We start from the raw sequence: 18917 nt of genomic DNA, 5'->3' as shown, positions 1-18917 counted from the left end.
GATTACATAGAATATTTAATTTGTGACAGACAGGAAACCTTTATAGTGAAAGTAAATTATTTACTATTTTCCAGGTTTATGTCATATTTGTGAAAACATGACAAATGTCATGTTTTTTTGAAAAAGGCCGGAGTATATTTGCGCGAATTTTAACTGGTGTCCCGGTGATGATTGATTTACCGGTAAGTATGAATTAAAACTTTCTGTAAACATGAATGTTATGAACATTTCCTTTTATAAGGATAAAATTTTTTCAGCCCGTTGGTTTCAGACCTATGCTACTCTCATATTAGGTTCTTTTGTCATCTCTATCGGGTATACTTTTTTTATGACACCGTATAAAATCGTACCGGGGGGTATTTATGGTATTTCGACGATATTGCATTATCAGCTAGGGTTTCCGATCGGTATGGCGGCTTTGTGTTTCAATTTACCTTTGAGTTTATGGGGGGTAAAAGTGTTGGGTAAACAATTCGGTTTGAAGACTTTTATCTGCTTTTTACTGGTAGCCATGTTCGCCGACGGTATGCCTCTTTTTCTGAAAGCATGTGGGCACCCGCATCCTTACGATCCGTTTCAGTTGCAAGACGAGGTTCTTTTGGCCAGTGTTTTCGGTGGGGTAGTTATCGGTATCGGAGCCGGATTGATTTTAAAGACACGTTCTTCCAGCGGTGGTACGGATGTATTGTCTTCTATTTTAAATAAGTTGACCCGTAAGCCGATCGGTATGTTACAGATGACAGTAGACTCTGTTATTGTACTGTGCGGTTTAATCGTATTTCAGGATTGGAAAGTACCGTTTTATTCCTGGTTGACGATTTTCCTAATGGGAAAAGTAATCGATATTGTTATTCAGGGATATTCGAGTGATAAAACATTCTTTATTGTTTCCGAAAAGACAGAAGAAATCCGTAACTATATTCTTACCGAATTACATCGCGGTGGTTCCATCGTTCCTGTAAACGGTATGTTTAACCGTACTGAAAAGGAAATGATTATGACGGTGGTAAACCGGAGAGAGGTCGTTACTTTGCAACGGGCTATTTTTAAAATCGACCCGAAAGCATTTACGACCATTATGGAAGCAAAAGAAATTATCGGACAGGGATTTAAGACCATTGATTAAATGAAAATCAAGAGGGATCGATTTTAAATTTACTGTTTAGATTGTTTTTGGAAAAATCAGACTTCGATTTCAGATTTTATTTTTGATTACAATTTTGGAATATACCGGCATGGAAGCTATTTGTAAGATCAGCGAAGTCAGCCGGTATTTGTTCCTATTTTTTTAAAGGAGCGATTGTACGGTCGAAAATGCCGGAAAGAAAAGCGATGGCCATGCCGTAGTTGCTGACCGGTATGCCTGCTTCAATAAATGGGAGAAGGCGGTTTTTCAATTGCGTATGTGTGACCATACAGCCTCCGCATTGGATAACGAGGGCATAGGTATTTAACGGATGTGTAATCGGGTCTAAGCCGGAAATAAATTCAAAATTCAATTGCTTGCCGCTGTATTGGCGTAATAAATTCGGTAGTTTAACTCTCCCGATATCTTCGCAACTGACGTGATGAGAACAGGATTCCAACATCAGGATTGTATCGTTGTCTTGCAGATGCCGGATGTATTGAGTGCCTTCCAGGTACTTTTGAAAACATCCTTTTTGCCGGGCCAGTAAAATACTGAAGCTGGTAAGCGGTATGTCGGCCGGAATAAGTGTCGCTACTTTTTTAAATACCTGACTGTCGGTAACAACCAATTTCGGTATAATACCGGTGGTTGATAAAAAATGGGAGATTTCTTCCGGTTGAAGTACGACACTGATACAATGCTTATCGAGAATATCCCGTATTGCCTGTACCTGAGGTAAAATGAGGCGGCCTACCGGAACTTCGGAGTCGATAGGGGTGATGAGCATCACGATGTCCTGCGGATTTACAAGTCCTTCCAGTAAAGGTGAAGGATTGGAGATTTTTGCAATGCGGCGCAGAGCGTCGAGTAAACCGGGGACAGTTTTGTTATCATAGGCACTGAAATCGATGACCGGGACTTTATACTGGCTTTTAAGACTGGTTTGCAGGACCGGATTGAGGGGAGAGAGATCCGCTTTGTTGTGCAAAATCAAAAAGGGCAAACGAAGAGAACTGAAACGTTCAGCCAGTAGCTCTTCTTCTCTCTCAAACCGGTTTGCCGTAATAACCAGAATGGCGATATCTGCCCGGGGCAATTGCTCAAAGGTCTTATTGACCCGTTGTTTACCGAGTTCGCCTTCATCATCGATACCGGCTGTATCAACAAAAATTACGGAGGCAAAACCGGGTATTTCGAAACTTTTCTTTACCGGATCGGTTGTTGTACCGGGGATATCCGAAACAATCGCTATTTTCTGTCCCGTTAAGGCATTGATGAGTGAGCTTTTACCGCTGTTACGACGACCGGTGATCAGAATATGAAGTTTATCCATCGTTATTGTATCTGTTTTTTATTTGTATAGTTGTACGTCTTCTGCAGTAATGGTCGGACCACATAAAATGATCAGACGTTCTACGACGTTGCGTAGTTCCCGGATATTTCCAGTCCATTCGCACTCCTGCAGCATGGATACGGCAGCCGGTTCTATTTGTTTCGGAGAAGTGCGCATTTCGGTACAAATTTCTTCTATAAAATGTTGAATCAGTTCTTCTATGTCTTCGGAACGTTCATTCAGAGCAGGAACGTCGATGATAATAACGCTAAGACGGTGGTATAAATCTTCCCGGAAATTACCTTTGGAAATCTCTTCCTTCAGGTTTTTATTGGTGGCGGCAATGACCCGTACATCTACCGGAATATCACCGTCTCCGCCGATCCGGCTGATTTTGTTTTCCTGTAATGCACGCAATACTTTGGCTTGGGCATCCAGGCTCATATCGCCGATTTCATCGAGAAAGATCGTACCGCCGTGTGCCAGTTCGAATTTTCCTTTTTTCTGTTTGATGGCGGAAGTGAAAGAGCCTTTTTCGTGTCCGAATAATTCACTTTCGATAAGTTCGGAAGGAATGGCAGCACAATTGACTTCAATAAATGCATTGTCCCGGCGATTGCTTTTTTCATGTAATTGACGGGCAACCAGTTCTTTACCTGAACCGTTCGGACCGGTAATCAATACCCGGGCATCTGACGGGGCAACTTTTTCGATCATATGTTTGATCTTTTCCAATGCCTCGGAATGTCCGATCATTTCATATTTTTTGCTGACCTTGGTTTTTAAAGTCTGGGCTTCCTGTATTAATAATGTCTTATCTGTGGCATTTTTGATCGTAATGAGAATCCGGTTTAAATCGAGGGGTTTTTCAATAAAATCATAAGCTCCCTTTTTTATAGCCTCGATAGCCGTGTCGATTGTGCCGTGTCCGGAAATCATAACGACAGGAGTATCCCGGGAAAATTCCTTGATTCTTTCGAGTACTTCGATTCCTTCCATTTTCGGCATTTTGATATCACAGAATACCAATTCCGGTTTTTCTGTCTTTACGGCAACAATCCCTTCCATGCCGTTTTCCGCCAGAATGACATCGTGTTTTTCAAAAGTAAGGATATCTTTCATGGAGTTCCGGATACTCCGTTCGTCGTCGATAATCAGTATTTTTGCCATGTTATGTCGTTTATTTTAAGGAACGATTCTTGGGTGTATGCAAATACAGACCGGATGGATCCGGTTTTGTATAAACCCTGCTTTTTCCCTTATTTTATGCAAAAATAATTAAATATTCGGCTATTGGACAATTGGAGCCGGACAGATACCTTTTTTAACATTCTTGCCGGAAGTTATTTCTTAAATTAGAACTAAATTTGTTATTCTAATTTGATAAAACAGATCATTCTGATGAAGAAGTTCGTATTTTTATTCGTCATTTTTATGACATTGACATATTCTCTCCAGGCAGAACGGAAAAAAGTCGGTTTGGTATTAAGTGGCGGGGGGGCAAAGGGTGTTGCTCATATCGGTGTACTAAAGGTTTTGGAACGGGCAGGTATACCGGTTGACTATATTGCTGGAACCAGTATGGGATCCATTGTCGGAGGACTCTATTCCATCGGATATGATGCGGAGATGCTGGACAGTTTGGTAAAAAAACAGAATTGGTCTTTTTTATTGAGCGACCGGGTGTATCGGTATAATCTTCCGTTTTCTCAGAAAGAAACGGATGAGAAATATCTGGTATCCATTCCGATGATCGGAGGAAGGCGTATACAAGTGCCTTCCGGGTTTATCAGCGGACAAAATATTTACAATCTGTTTTCGGAATTGACGATCGGTTATCACGATTCCTTGTCTTTTTTGACATTACCTATCCCTTTTTCCTGTGTGGCTGCCAATGTTGTTAATGGGAAGGAAGTTGTTTTGAATAAGGGCAACCTGCCTTTGGCGATGCGTTCCAGCATGGCTATTCCCGGGGTTTTCGCTCCTGTACGGCTCGATTCCATGTTGTTGGTGGACGGGGGTATAGCCAATAATTTCCCCACGGATGTCGGTTTGGCAATGGGAGCTGATATTATTATCGGCGTTGATGTGTCTTCCGAGCTTCGCAAGAGAGATCAATTGAATTCTGTTTTAGATATTCTGGATCAGTTGACTTCGTTTATGGGAATGAATAAATATGAGGATAACATTAAGTTGTGTGACCTGTATATTAAACCGGATATTGTACCTTATTCAGCAGCCAGTTTTGATCCGGAAGCTATAGATACTTTGATTCGGCGGGGAGAAGAGGCAGCCTGGGCGCATTGGGATGAATTTATGAAGTTAAAAGAACAGTTAGGACTGGCCAAGACGGAAAAGGCCGAGAAAAAAATCGAGAATAAGTTCATTATAACAGATTCTTTAAGGATCGGACAAATATTGATCGAAGGTGTTCCTGCCAAAGAAGAAAAATGGATACGTAAGAAAGTCCATCTGACAGAAAATACCGATATTTCGATTGGTGATTTACATCGGGCGATAGCTATACTTTACGGCACGGGATCTTTTTCTTATGTAAATTATCAGTTAAATGGAAAAGAAGTGTACGATCTGACCCTGACATTGAAAGAAAAGCCGACGAGCTCAATTAATTTCGGTTTTCGTTTTGATTCGCAGGAAATGGCTGCCATATTGTTGAATACAACGATTTCACCCAAGAATTTACGTGGTTTTCAATTGTCGTTAACCGGACGTTTGAGTATGAATCCGTATGTAAAAGCCGAGTATTTATTCGGAGAAAACTTTTTACGTAGAGCCGGATTATCGTATATGTATAAATACAACGATATCGATCTTTACCGTAAAGGCCATAAATTGGATAATATTACTTTTTCCCAGCATGTTGGGGAATTGAGTTTTTCGGATATCAATCTTTTAAATTGTAAATTTATGCTGGGGATTCGCTATGAATATTTCGATTATGAGTCTTTTTTGTATTCGGATCATTCAATGACGACCCAGGCGAAGCCGGAAGGTTTTCTGGGATATCATGCTTTGGCCCGTTATGAAACCTTCGATAAGAAGTATTATCCTACCCGGGGCGTTTCTTTTTTAGGAGAGTATTCTCTTTATACCGATAACGGCATTCATTATGACGGTGGAGCTCCTTTTTCTGCCCTTGCCGGAAATTTCGAAACAGCCTGGTCATTGAGCCGGAGATTTACTGTTTTGCCTGCTTTTTACGGAAGGATATTGATCGGCCGGGACATCCCTTTTTCATACCGGAATTATATGGGAGGCGAAGTTGCTGGACGGTATATGTCGCAACAATTACCGTTTGTAGGTATCCATCATTTTGAAACGTTCGATAATACGGTGTTGGCCCTGAGAATGAAACTGCGGTATCGGATCGGTTCGAAACACTATGTAACGGCTACAGCCAATTATGCCAAACAGGAGAAGAATTTTTTTGATATATTGGGTGGGGATGATATTTGGGGCGGGGGTATATCTTATTCTTACGATACTTTAATAGGGCCTATCGAGTTGTTGTTCGATATGTCAAATTGGGATAAGAACTTAGGGATTTATTTCAGTCTGGGTTATTATTTTTAGTCTGGAAACAGAGATCAAAAGTGGTGAATTAATATGAGAATAATATGAAATATTGGTTGTATGTAGGAATGCTTTGCTTGCTGGGAGCCTGCCAGGCGAAAACGTACCGGTACACAGAAGGCGGTATTTACGGCACTTATTATCGGATAACTTACCGGGCAGACAGGGATTTAGGGCGTGAATTAATCGGACAGCTGGAACGTGTGAATGCATCGCTTTCGATGTTTAACGATAGTTCTGTGATTTCCAGATTGAATCGTGGCCAGACAGAGCGGGTAGATTCTTTGTTTGCCTGTATGTTCAGGGTGGCTGTTCAGGTAAACCGGGAGACGGAAGGGGCTTTTGACATCACGGTAGCTCCTTTATCGAATGCCTGGGGATTTGGATATAAACGGGACAGTTTTCCGGTACCGGCAAAAATAGATTCTTTATTGCAGTATGTGGGAATGGGAAGATTGCGTTTGGAAGAAGGACGTTTGTTGAAAGAAAAAGAGGGGATTGAAATGGATGCGAGTTCCATTGCCAAAGGATTGGGGGTGGATTTGGCTGCCGATTATTTGCAGAAACAGGGGGTAGAGGATTATATGGTGGATATCGGTGGAGAAATCCGGGTGAAAGGTGTGAGTGACAAAAACCGTCCGTGGCGGGTCGGAATTGATAAACCGATTGATGATCCGAAAGTGCAAAACCGGCAACTGGAATTAGTTGTTGAGTTGACAAAAGGTGCTATTGCAACATCAGGTAACTACCGCAATTATTATATTCACGAAGGGAAGAAATATGCGCATACCCTGAACCCGCTGACCGGATATCCGGTACAACGGGATATTTTGAGTTCGAGTGTTTATGCTCCAACCTGTATGGAGGCGGACGCTTATGCTACAGCCTTTATGGTGCTGGGGTTAGAGAAAAGTAAAGAGATTGTACTTAAGCATCCCGGTTTGGAGGTATGCTTTGTATATGAGCGGGATGGTAAATCGGAAATCTGGATGTCTCCGGCTTTTGAGAAAATGGTATTGAAATAAGGACAGAGAGGAGGGGGAAATGATAAAACGGTTGATCGGTTTGTGCCTATTGCTGAATCTGTTGGTTGCAGGAAATACTGTTTCTGTAGCCCAATCTGTAACAGAACAGGACACGATTACCGCCAACCGGGAGAAGATACTTTCCCGTCCCCGGGTTTTTTTACCGGATAGCCTGATCCGGGATACATTGAAATATGAATATGTCCGGATAAAAAATGTGGCTTACAAGTCATCTTTTACCAAAGAATTGTACAAAATGATTTTTGTCGAGCCTCGGCGTAACCGGGTCAATGTTATGCGTACACAGAACAGTGAGGAACGGTTTAAAGCCTATGCGGGAAAGATCATAAAAGAAATCCATATTGAAGTGCTCCCCCCTTATGGTACAAGTGTATATGACACAACTTATTTGGAAATGGATTTGGGGTGGCTTAAAAATGCGGCGAATAAGATACACATGAAATCCGCCGACCGTATTCTCCGGAAACAATTGACTTTAAAACCCGGAATGCGTCTGGTGCCTTTTGAAATTGTACAGAATGAGATTTTACTTCGTCGTCTGGATAATATCGACGATGCTACGGTTATGGTGGCTGAAGATAAAGATAATCCGGACGAGGTGGTTCTGACGATTATTTGCAAAGATCAGTTTTCCTGGGGTGCGGAAGTGTCTTCCAATTTTCTGAATAATGCCCGGATTGAAGTGGCCAATAAGAATTTTATGCGCTTGGGGCATATTGTCGAATATGATTTCAGCTACCGGGGAACAAAAGATCAGAAGTGGGGCAATACGGTACGGTATAAAGTCAATAGTGCTTTCGGTAGCCACTTTGACTTTCTCGGTTATTATCAGAATGATTACTCGGCGAAACAGATTTGGGGATCGCTGGATCGGCAGTTTTTGACATCCCGGATAAAATGGGCGGGCGGATTTACTGTGGGACGGGTTTATCGTGCCGATGTTTTACCGGATGTCAATATCATACATCAGGATGTTCCTTTTAATTACCATGCTTTCGACGTATGGGTGGGAAAATCGTTTTTGCTGAATACGCGTCATAATTACAACCGGAATTTTTATATTACCGGGCGTTTTCTGAATACGATTTTCAATGCCCGTCCCGTTGTATCTTCTGATTCGAATCAGTTTTATTACAATCGCCGGAATTATTTCGGTTCTCTTATTTTCCGGAAATTGAGGTATTATAAAGCGAATCTGATTTATGATTTCGGACGTACGGAAGATATTCCTTCCGGTTTTTATTCGGCATTGACATTTGGTTATGAGAATAATGATTTTCAGAATTCTGCTTATGTCAGTTACGAAGTCCGCTATTCCCATTTTGATTTTCCCACAGAGCGTTTGTATTCTTTCGATGCCGGGATTGGATCGTATATAAATCAGGGGGGATTTGAGCGGGGGATGTTGAAGGTCGGATTGCATCATATCAGCAATTTGCAGGCACTGGGTTCCTGGCGTTTCCGCTTTTATAATGATATAAACTACGTACTGGGAATACGGCGTTATCCGGCAGATCATCTTTATATGAAGGATTATGATATATTGGGATTCGATTCTGATACATTGTGCGGAAATCAGAAGCTTTCGACTTCTTTGTCGGCGACTTTTTTCATGCCTTATATTAAAAAAGGATTCCGGGCTGCTTTGACCGGTTTTGTGGATGTCGGAGCCATTGCTCCTGAAAATACATCTATACTCAAGAGCAGAGCCTATTGGGGAATGGGATTTGCTATCAATCTCAGAAACGATAATATTGTCTTTAAAAACATTAGTTTGCGTTTGTCTTTCTATCCTTCAGCGCCGAAAGATATGCGGGTATTTGAGGCTTCTATGTCCGGAAATTTACAGAATGGATTTTACGATTTTCAGGTTCGTAAACCTAAAGTGTTGAATTATGAATAAATTTCGGAACTTATCGAAATGATTTGTCGTATTGTCACAAATATTTTATTTTTGCCGGACGAAATTGATAACAGTATCGGCCGGTTATGGTACGATCTATTAATTCCTAATAAATGAAAAAAGTTTTATTATTCTCCTTGTTCTTATTGATCGGTTTATTTTTTTCACAGGTTCTTCCTTCTTTATTTAGCGATACGTATGAGACGTTTGTATTTGTATTCAAGAACCTGATGTTCATTTGTCTGGCTTTTATCATGATTAATGTCGGTCGGGAATTTGAGCTGAATAAAGCTAAATGGAAGTCTTATACCGAAGACTATTTTATTGCAATGGCTACGGCAGCAGTACCTTGGTTGTTAGTCGCTTTTTATTATATCTATATTTTGCCCTACAATGATTTATCCTGGGATAAGAATTTGCTGGTAAGCCGGTTTGCTGCGCCTACTTCTGCCGGAATACTTTTTACCATGTTGGCGGCTGCGGGCTTGAAAAAGGAATGGATTTATCAAAAAACACAGGTGTTGGCGATTTTCGACGATTTAGATACTATCCTTTTGATGATTCCTTTACAGATACTGATGATCGGTTTTAAATGGCAATTGTTCGCCATTGTATTGGTCGTTTGTCTGTTACTGGTATTCGGCTGGAAAAAATTGAACAGTTTGAATTTACCTCAGTCCTGGAAAGCCGTTGTAATATATTCTGTTTGTTTGGTAGCGGCGTGTGAGAGTATTTATTTGATATCCAAGGTATTTATGGGGCAGGAGGGAGCCATTCATCTCGAAGTGCTTTTACCGGCTTTTGTCTTGGGAATGGTAATGAAAACCGTGCATAAGACAGGAAAAGAGGAGGAAAATGCAGCCGGCTTTATTTCTTATCTGTTTATGTTCCTGGTTGGGTTGAGTACTCCTCTGTTTGTCGGGATCGATACGGAAGCTGCCGGCTTTCATTTGCCCGATTGGGGGACGATAGCTTTGCATGTATGTGCGGTAACCTTGCTTTCCAATATCGGTAAGATGTTCCCGTTGTTTTTTTACAGAGATCGTAATATTCTTGAACGATTGGCACTTTCTATCGGTATGTTTACCCGGGGAGAAGTTGGGGCCGGAATTATCGTGATTGCCTTGGGATACCAATTAGGTGGAATTGCTGTGATTGTTTCTATCCTTAGTTTGGTACTCAATTTGGTACTGACTGGTTTCTTTGTCGTGGCTGTGAAAAAAATCGCACAACGCGTATACGGCGTGAAGGAGTAGGAAAGGGTTATTTATTTTAGATTTACGATTTATGATTTATGATTTACGATTTGGGCTTGCTTTTGTCAGGCTTTGACGATGGTATAGAGGTTTGCGTTTCTTATTTCCGTGGCTTCCGGTTTTAGCTTGTCCGGAAAGGTTGGATGATGAAACATAAGAGTTGCCGGGATCGGTTTATTATAAATTTTAGACCGATCCCGGCAATTCTTTTTCTGTTTTCGAATTCTCAGTCGTAAATTGAAATTTTCTATTTTTCTTTTTTCCGGAACAGGTTTCCGATTTTCCGGAATAATCCTTTTTTCTCTTTTTTGGTAACGGTGTCCTGAGGATGTGCCAGAGAACGTTTCTCCATTTTTTTGTTTCCGATCCGGTCGAAAAGGTTCATCTTTTCTTTAAAAACCGGAGTTTCTAGATCTTTTTCCTGTGGAATGGAAACGTAGGGAAAAGTTAGGCGTTCCCAATAAGCATAGTCCGCATCCTTCAGACATGCCTGCATAAACAGCCCGAAAATAGGTAGGGCTGTATTAGCACCTTGTCCCAGGGAGGTTGAATTGAAATGGATATTCATGTTATTGGCTCCGACCCGGACACCTACGACGATACGGGGATTATAACCGATAAACCAACCGTCGGCCTGATTTTGAGTCGTACCGGTTTTACCGGCTAATTCATTGATTAAACCATAGTTGCTTTTCAATCTGCGGCCGGTACCTTCTTCAATAACGGCGGATAGAATATTGCTCATGATATGTGCTTCTTCTGCCGGTAGTACTTCCTGAAATTCAGCTTGGGGGGCCTGATATAATATTTTTCCGTCTTTGTCTTTGATTTCCGACAGATAGTACGGTTGTGTCAGTTTGCCGTTGTTGGCAAAAGCCATATAAGGTTTTATCATTTCGGATAAGGGGATGTCGGCAACTCCCAGGGCCAAAGAAGGATATTGGGGTAATTCGGAATGAATACCCAGATTGTGAGCATGAACGAGTGTATTCTCGATACCTGTTTGAAGTAACACTTCAACGGCAATGGTGTTGATTGATTTACTAAGAGCGCCTTTTAAGGTGTAATATCCGGTATAATCGTTGTCGGAATTCCGGGGTGTCCAGTTATCGTATTCTTTATAAGTTTTTTGTTCGTTTTTGTAATAGGCATCTAAACGGGCTCCGTAATGTATGGCTGCGCTGTAAACGACAGGTTTAAAGACCGAACCGACTTGCCGGGGAGCTTCAATTTGATCGTATTGGAAATATTTGTAATCCAATCCGCCGACCCAGGCTTTTACCTTTCCGGTATGCGGTTCTACGGCGATGAGTCCGGGATGTAGTATTTTCAGGTAATGTTTTAATGAATCGATAGAAGACATTTCTACTTTTGTCTCTCCCTGGTATGCACTGTATATGACCATGGGTTTCTTCTGGTTCATAGCCTGCATAATTTCTTTTTCCCCCAAGCCTTGATTTTTGAGGGATAAGTATACAGGACTGGTTTTTATAGCCTGTTCCAGCACCCGGGGTGTATTTTGCCAGGGTTCTTTTTTTCCCCAATGCGTATAAAAATCGTTTTGCAATTTTTTCATATATACTGCGGTTGCCGTTTCCGCATAGCGTTGCATATCTGCATCGAGGGTTGTTGTCAGGCGAAGGCCGTCCGTGTACAAATTGTAACCGGTTCCGTGTTTGGCATTGTATTCATTCAGGATACGTCCGGCATCCTGACGTATTTTTTCCCTAAGATAGGGGGCAAGACCGGAATAATGGTTTTCAGGACGGTAATCTAAACCTAATACTTCTTGCTTTAGTCTTTCTCCGGCAGAGTCTTGCAGCATGTCATATTTGACCATCTGATTGATGACCGTATTGCGGCGCTGTAATGCCCTTTCAGGATTCAGGCGCGGATTATAACGTGAAGGACCTTTCAGCATCCCGATTAAAGTAGCTGCCTGAGGAATTGTCAGATCGGAAGCCGAAGTCGAAAAATATTTCCGGGCAGCACTTTCTATGCCGAAAGTACGTTCTCCGAAAGAGACTGTATTCAGATAGAGGGTCAGAACTTCGTCTTTTGTATAGAGTTGTTCCAGACGGTGAGCGGTGAGGATTTCCTTTAGCTTTATGACAGGCATAAATGTTACCTGATGTTCTTCCCGGGGATATAGATTTTTGGCCAGTTGCTGGCTGATTGTACTGCCGCCCCCTGAAGAACGGTCGCCTAACAGTAAAGTTTTAAAAATCACCCGTAGCATACTGATTTTATCGAATCCGTGATGCTCGTAAAAACGGACATCTTCTGTAGCGATTAAAGCATTTATGGCATTGGGGGAGATGTGCCCGAAATTGACATTTGTACGGTTTTCGATAAAATATTTTCCCAGTAATTCTCCGTCTTCACTGTATAATTCCGATGCTTCTGCATTTCGGATATTTCGTAGTTCCGTATAATCGGGAAGTTTTCCCCATAGCCCGATATATACGGAGTAAACAAAAGCGCCGATAAGAGCTGCTCCCAGTAAAAGTAAAATGATCAGCCATTTCAGGATTCTGAACCGGCGCCGTTTTTTTGATGTTTTATGTGTTTTTTTTCGATGTACAGTCGCTTTCTTTTTCATATCCCAAAGATAAATCAGAATAATGGAAAATGAAAAATTTCGACCGAAGATAAAGTCTTTGATTTGGGTTATTTACGATTTGTGGTTTTTGATTTAGGTTTTGGCCGGGGCTGCCGGTAAGTATTAAATTATTTCTTTCTGTGCATTATCGTACTTCTTTTTGTCTTTTATTTATTACTTTTGACCGGATTTAAGTGATTAGACGGTTGGGATTTTAGGTTTCGTTTTGCCGGGTAGCCGTAAAATGCTTAAATGTACCCAGTGGAGTATTTAATTAAACAGAATAAATCATACGGAAATGTTGAATATTGCATTATTTGGTCCGCCATGTGCCGGTAAGGGTACGCAGGCAAAAAGAATTGTAGAAAAATATAATCTGGCTCATCTTTCTACGGGAGATATGATCCGAAAAGAAATAGCCGAAGGTACGGAACTGGGTAAAATGGCTGCGGATATTATCAATAGCGGAGAGTTGTTGTCCGATGAATTTGTGATCCGGTTGATTCAGGATAGCATCGCAAAGAGTGAAAATGTCGATGGGTTCCTGTTTGACGGTTTTCCCCGGACAGTTGCTCAGGCACAAAAATTGGACGAGATGCTGATGGAGGCAGGAGGACCTTTGAAATGTCTTTTGAGCATAGAAGTTCCGGAAGAAGAGCTGAAGCGCCGGATGTTGGAGAGAGCCAGAATTGAAGGACGTGCCGACGATACGGAAGAGGCTATTAATAAACGGTTTCAGGAGTATCATGCAAAGACGGTTCCGGTAGCCCGGCATTATGAAAAAATCCGTCATGCCATAAAAGGGGATGGAACGATAGATGAAGTGTTCAATGCTCTTACCGGTGTGATCGAGAAAGTAAAGTAGTGTATTTTGATATAGCTGAATCCCTTCGGACCATGATGACCGGAGGGATTTTTTTATGTAAAAACTCCTTCCGGACAGTGTATTACTGATTTCCGGAAGGAGTAAAGTAAGACCGGATCATCCGGCTTTTTATTTTCCGAGCATTTCGCAGATTTCGTTGTATACGAATTCACCGGTGAAACCGAATTTCTCATCCAGAACCTTAGCAGGAGCGGAGTATCCGAAATGATTTACACCGTGGATTTTACCGTTACAACCTACCAGGCCCTCGAGGGTAACGGACAAGCCTGCCGTCAGACCGAATTTCGGTTTGGCTGCCGGGATGACTTTTTCCTGGTAAGCGGCAGATTGTGTACGGAAAAGACCTTCGGAAATGGCCGATACCACTTGTGAACGGATACCTTTTCTTTCCTGTAGTAAATGAGCGGCCTCGACCAATGTTGCTACTTCCGAGCCGGAAGCGATCAGAATAACATCCGGATCGTCGCTGTTTTTAACGACGATGTATGCTCCTTTTTCTGCTTGTAAAGCCTCTTCGTAACGATCTCTGTCCGATGGAAGATCATTGATGTTCTGACGTGATAGCACGAGGGCTGTCGGAGTATGGGTATTTTCCATAGCCATCTTCCAGGCTACAGAAGTTTCAGCGGCATCAGCCGGACGTAATGCCAGCATACTCATTTTACCGTGATGATTCTGTAGTTTTTCCATTAGCCGCAATTGAGCTTCGTGTTCGATGGGCTGATGAGTAGGGCCGTCTTCACCAACGCGGAATGCGTCATGGCTCCAGATGTATTTTACCGGAACTTCCATCAAAGCCGACAGGCGGAAAGCCGGTTTCATATAATCGGAAAATACGAAGAATGTTCCGCAGGCTACATGAATACCACCGTGTAAAGCTATCCCGTTGCAAAGAGCGGCCATTGTCAATTCGCATACTCCGGCTTGCAGGAATTTACCCGAGAAATCGCCTTTCACAAGATTACGGGCACCTCCTTTGATGAATCCGTCGGTTTTGTCCGAATTGGAAAGGTCGGCAGAACTGACAATCATATTGTCGACTTGTTTAGCCAATTCTACCAATACATCGGCAGAAGCTGCACGGGTTGCGATATTGGCTTTGTGGGCAATGGCTTTGTAATCGATGGCCGGAGTCTCGCCCGACATGTATTTATGGTATCGGATTGCCAGTTCCGGATTTGCCTTTTCCCAAGCTGCCTGTTCGGCTTTTTTCTTGCGGGCGTAAGTCCGTTTTTCTTCCAGTACTTTGGCATAAAATTCCTGTACGTCCGGGAAAATAGCAAATGGATTTTGTGGGTTACCTCCGAGATTTTCAATTGTTTTGTCAATGGAAGCACCGGCTCCGGTCAAAGGCTGACCGTGAGTGGATACTTTATTGGAAAAGTCCTCTCCGTTAGCACCGACGGCACCTTTGCCCATCAATGTTTTGCCGATGATCAGGGTAGGGCGTTGTTTTTCTGCACCGGCAGCCGTCAATGCTTCCCGGATCTGATCGGCATCATTACCGTTTATGGTGATGACATTCCAGCCCCAGGCTTCGTATTTTTCAGCCGTATTTTCGGCGGTAACTTCTTCTACCTTGGTTGATAACTGGATGTTGTTGGCATCGTAGAACATGATCAGGTTAGCTAATCCCAGTGTACCGGCGATACGTCCGGCACCCTGTGAAATCTCTTCCTGAATACCACCGTCGGAGATGAATGCATAAGTTTTATGAGACATCCATTCACCGAAACGAGCTACCAGAAAGCGTTCGGCAATAGCAGCACCGATGGCCATTACATGTCCCTGACCAAGCGGACCGGAAGTGTTTTCCACGCCCCGGGCCTTGTCTACTTCGGGATGACCGGGGGTGATACTACCCCATTGACGGAAGTTTTGCAAATCTTCCAGACTGTAATTACCTGTCAAACAAAGTACGGAATATAACATCGGAGACATATGTCCCGGATCCAGGAAGAAGCGGTCCCTGTTTGCCCACGTCATGTCGTCCGGATCGAAGTTTAAAAATTCCGAATACAATACGTTGATGAAATCGGCACCGCCCATAGCACCTCCGGGATGTCCCGATTTGGCCTTTTCGACCATTGAAGCTGCCAGAATACGGATGTTGTCTGCTGCTCTGTTTATCGTTTTATTCATTATTCTAGGGTTTTATTTTTAATTTTTACAAAGGTAATGTTTTTGGGTAAACTCCGGTTTTTACCCATTTATAAATTTTTCTCCGGATAAAGGTTTTCCCACCAGGCAGGCTGCCCTTTCAGATATTTGGCAAAATAGGCCATAATCGTATTGTTCCAAAGGATACGTTGTTTGTAATCTACAACATGATGATCGGCATCTTTGACGAATACCAATTCAACATCTTTACCTAAAAGTTTAAGTGCCGTATAAAACTGCATACTTTGAGCCGTCGGTACATTAACGTCTTTGGTACCGTGGATCAACAGAATGGGATTGTGGGCTTTGTCGGCACTGAATAACGGACTTTGGTCGACATAAATGTCTTTGCGGTTCCAGGGAAAAGCGTGAGCCGTTGCATTTGTACTGTAAGTGTATCCCCAATAACCGTCACCCCAATAACCGTCGAGGGAAGAGATGCCGGCATGAGAGATCGCACAGGTGAATATATCCGAATGTGTCGTCAGATACATAGTCGTAAAGCCGCCGTAAGAAGCTCCCATGCATCCTACTTTGGTAGCATCGATAAATGAATGTGCCTTGATAAAAGCTTTGGTAGCATTGATAATTTCATCTCCGGTAATTTTTCCCCAATTATTTTGGTGACGGGCCGAGAATTCCTGGCCGTAACCGATTGTGCCGGAAGGCTGGAGTACGTACACTACATACCCGTTCGCCGCATATAAATTGAATGGATAGCGTCCGCCGAAACTGCGTTCTACCGGAGTCGTTCCCCCGTAATAATAGACAATTAGCGGGTATTTTTTGTTCGGGTCGAAATCGGCAGGCAGATAGTAGCGTCCGTCGATTACCGTACCTTTTTTATAGTTGTAATCCCAATCTTTTACTTCTCCGAATACGATGTATTCGTATTGTTGTTTGGCCGGATTCGCCCATTGTGCCGTTTCCAATCCGTTCAGATTCATGGTATAGATGATGGGAGGATAGGTAACATTTGAGGCAATATACATCATTCTGTTGCCTTTTTCCGGAACACTGGTTGAAAGGATAATGTCTCCCGGACATTCAATTTGTGCGATGTGCTTGTTTTTCACATTGTAGCGGAATAGGTGCACGTAATCTCCGTCGACGGCTGTAAGGTAAATATTACCGTCGGTATGCCAATAGGATTGGCTTACGGAAGGATTAAAGTCACGGGTCACGGGGATTACCGTACCGTCGGCGAGGGTATAGATATACAATTGTGTATCGTATTGGTTGACGATGGGATTATTACCGATGTTTTCGCCCGACTTTCCGAAAGCTGACGGTCCTCCGCTTATCAGCAATTGCTTGTCGTCGGGAGAGAAGGAGCAGAAAATACTGAAAAGCCGGTCTTTCCAGAGTGTATCAATCTTCTGGGTTGTCATATTCAACAGGTAAATCGATTGTTTACTGTATGGGAATTCGTTATAGTCCGGAGTTGACGTCGAAAAGATCAATTGTTTACCGTCGTGACTGATATCCATCAGAGAAGTACTCAGGTTTCCCCAGGTCAGTCGGGAATGCAGCCCGGTAGAGAAATCGTACTTACATAAGTAGGAGCGGTAACGGTAGTAGGGTTGACGATCTTCGATGCCCTGTAGTTTGCGTAGTTCCCAGTCTTTTTCTCCGTAATTTTTCGATGTATAGTATATCAGATAGGATAAATCCGGCGACCAGGTATAGTTTTCCAGCTTGCTGTCTTCTCGGATCAGGCAATTCAGTTGTTGTTTCTCAATGTCGTAAGTGTAAAAAGAGTATCCGTTTCCTTCTTTAAAAAGATAAGATATTCTGTCTTGTCCCGGTACCCATTGAGGAGACATCATGTTATTACCGACAGCATATACCACTTGTTTGTCCGCTACCCGGTAAATTGTTGTGGTGTATGAGTTTTTGCCGCCGGCAGTTTCGCGCATACGTATAAGAGCATATTTTCCCGTAGGGGAGAGTTTTGCCGATTCTATTTTTTTACCGTTGAGGATATCATATATATCTTTTCCTCTTTCCGGGGATATACTGAAACGGACGGCATTTTCAGTTCCTTTTGTCAGGGGCTTGAAATTACAACAGAAGGCTTTTCCTCCCTGGCTGATTGTTTTTACGATAATGGTATGCTTACCTGGAACCAATTCACAACTGACCGATTTGTCTGCCGCTTTATTTTCCCCGTAGGTCAGTTTTTTTTGTCCGTCGATATAAATTTCCGCATTCCCGAAAAGGTGGAATTTCAATTCTCCTTTTATCCATTGGTCATTGCTAAGATAAACGGCGTAATAATACAAGGTCGTCCGGTTTTGTACAGGAACCGTTATCGTATCTTGCTCCATCCGGGCTTTGTCCCATTTTAATTCCCGGGAAACGTTTTCGTTTTTGCCGGCGACAGGAATCATTTGTCCGACATTCAAACCGGAATATTCGAGTAACATGTCGTCAGTAAAAACTTTGCCATCGACATTTTTTACAGAACTTAAAGCCGGGGCTTCTAAGGAAATTGGGGTAAGAGCGAGCCATTCTCCGGCTTTCTGGCCGCTTACACTGAAAAAGCAGGCGATCAGAAAAAATAAAACAATGTTTTTTTTCATGGTGATTTTATTGGGTTTCTTGACTTTTGCAAAGTTAAAAATATAAAACGACGAGTGTTATAAATTATGGTCTTAGATTTACAATTTTGGACAATAATCTTTATTCTTTAAATAGGATTCAACTGCCTTTGGGCAGATTTTAAATTTTGAATACAATTTTCACGATATAGTTGTCGGCTTTATCTTATTGAAAATAAGATAAAGCAATGAATCTATCAATACGACAATGCGAGTTCCGGGTTGTACACCGGTAATCGGCCAAAGATAAGTATTCTGTGTATGTGCATAAGCAAGGGTGAGACAGAAGGCAGCGATAAGAGTCCGGAATTTTTTCATAAGTCTTATCTTTTGTGGTTTATGTTCTTTCGATTAATACCTGAGGTTATTTGTCATTGTTTTATGATTATAAAACATTAAAATTAA

The 18917-nt window shown here is 42.3% G+C and carries 12 protein-coding genes; 6 read left to right on the top strand and 6 right to left on the bottom strand.

The genetic code is table 11. The features are described 5' to 3' along the window. Positions 1-220 precede the first annotated feature (220 nt). Positions 221-1126, top strand: coding sequence for a YitT family protein (locus BN8908_RS05310; protein ID WP_021988833.1), 906 nt, complete (start codon positions 221-223; stop codon positions 1124-1126). A gap of 154 nt (positions 1127-1280) precedes the next feature. On the opposite strand, the gene hydF is transcribed toward BN8908_RS05310, so the two are convergent. Both hydF and BN8908_RS05300 read right to left on the bottom strand, forming a co-directional pair. Next, on the bottom strand, positions 1281-2462 hold the full coding sequence (gene hydF, locus BN8908_RS05305; RefSeq protein ID WP_068689562.1) for a [FeFe] hydrogenase H-cluster maturation GTPase HydF: 1182 nt from the start codon (positions 2460-2462) through the stop codon (positions 1281-1283). Between the two features lie 18 nt (positions 2463-2480). Further along, positions 2481-3632 (bottom strand): sigma-54-dependent transcriptional regulator, encoded by a 1152-nt coding sequence (locus tag BN8908_RS05300; protein ID WP_021988831.1) that lies wholly within the window; start codon positions 3630-3632, stop codon positions 2481-2483. Between the two features lie 231 nt (positions 3633-3863). On the opposite strand from BN8908_RS05300, the gene BN8908_RS05295 reads away from it, so the two are divergent. From BN8908_RS05295 to BN8908_RS05280, 4 genes are all read left to right on the top strand, one after another. After that, a complete protein-coding gene (locus tag BN8908_RS05295) occupies positions 3864-6056 on the top strand; it encodes a patatin-like phospholipase family protein (protein ID WP_068689560.1) in 2193 nt (730 codons plus the stop codon). A 44-nt stretch (positions 6057-6100) separates the two neighbouring features. Continuing rightward, a complete protein-coding gene (locus BN8908_RS05290) occupies positions 6101-7081 on the top strand; it encodes an FAD:protein FMN transferase (protein ID WP_068689558.1) in 981 nt (326 codons plus the stop codon). Positions 7082-7100: 19 nt separating this feature from the next. Next, positions 7101-9005 carry a BamA/TamA family outer membrane protein gene (locus BN8908_RS05285; RefSeq protein ID WP_068689556.1) on the top strand — a complete coding sequence of 635 codons (1905 nt, stop codon included), beginning with the start codon at positions 7101-7103 and terminating at the stop codon, positions 9003-9005. Between the two features lie 113 nt (positions 9006-9118). After that, a complete protein-coding gene (locus BN8908_RS05280; protein WP_068689554.1) occupies positions 9119-10261 on the top strand; it encodes a cation:proton antiporter family protein in 1143 nt (380 codons plus the stop codon). 247 nt (positions 10262-10508) lie between these two features. Here the strand turns inward: BN8908_RS05280 and BN8908_RS05275 are convergent, their stop codons facing one another. Further along, the gene (locus BN8908_RS05275; protein ID WP_068689543.1) at positions 10509-12863 is read right to left on the bottom strand and encodes a transglycosylase domain-containing protein; all 2355 of its coding nucleotides are present in this window, start codon (positions 12861-12863) and stop codon (positions 10509-10511) included. A 298-nt stretch (positions 12864-13161) separates the two neighbouring features. On the opposite strand from BN8908_RS05275, the gene BN8908_RS05270 reads away from it, so the two are divergent. Further along, positions 13162-13728 (top strand): adenylate kinase, encoded by a 567-nt coding sequence (locus BN8908_RS05270; protein WP_021988825.1) that lies wholly within the window; start codon positions 13162-13164, stop codon positions 13726-13728. A gap of 129 nt (positions 13729-13857) precedes the next feature. Here the strand turns inward: BN8908_RS05270 and BN8908_RS05265 are convergent, their stop codons facing one another. The 3 genes from BN8908_RS05265 to BN8908_RS18445 form a co-directional block, all read right to left on the bottom strand. Continuing rightward, complete coding sequence (locus BN8908_RS05265; protein ID WP_068689541.1) at positions 13858-15891, bottom strand: transketolase family protein; 2034 nt, start codon at positions 15889-15891, stop codon at positions 13858-13860. A gap of 68 nt (positions 15892-15959) precedes the next feature. Further along, the gene (locus tag BN8908_RS05260; protein WP_068689539.1) at positions 15960-18494 is read right to left on the bottom strand and encodes a S9 family peptidase; all 2535 of its coding nucleotides are present in this window, start codon (positions 18492-18494) and stop codon (positions 15960-15962) included. Between the two features lie 159 nt (positions 18495-18653). Beyond that, positions 18654-18830, bottom strand: coding sequence for a hypothetical protein (locus BN8908_RS18445; RefSeq protein WP_154670133.1), 177 nt, complete (start codon positions 18828-18830; stop codon positions 18654-18656). Positions 18831-18917: the final 87 nt, after the last annotated feature.

Source organism: Culturomica massiliensis, from assembly GCF_900091655.1.
GTDB lineage: Bacteria > Bacteroidota > Bacteroidia > Bacteroidales > Marinifilaceae > Culturomica > Culturomica massiliensis.
The sequence above is the reverse complement of the archived record's forward strand: the minus strand, read 5'-3'. Positions and strand labels throughout refer to the sequence as shown.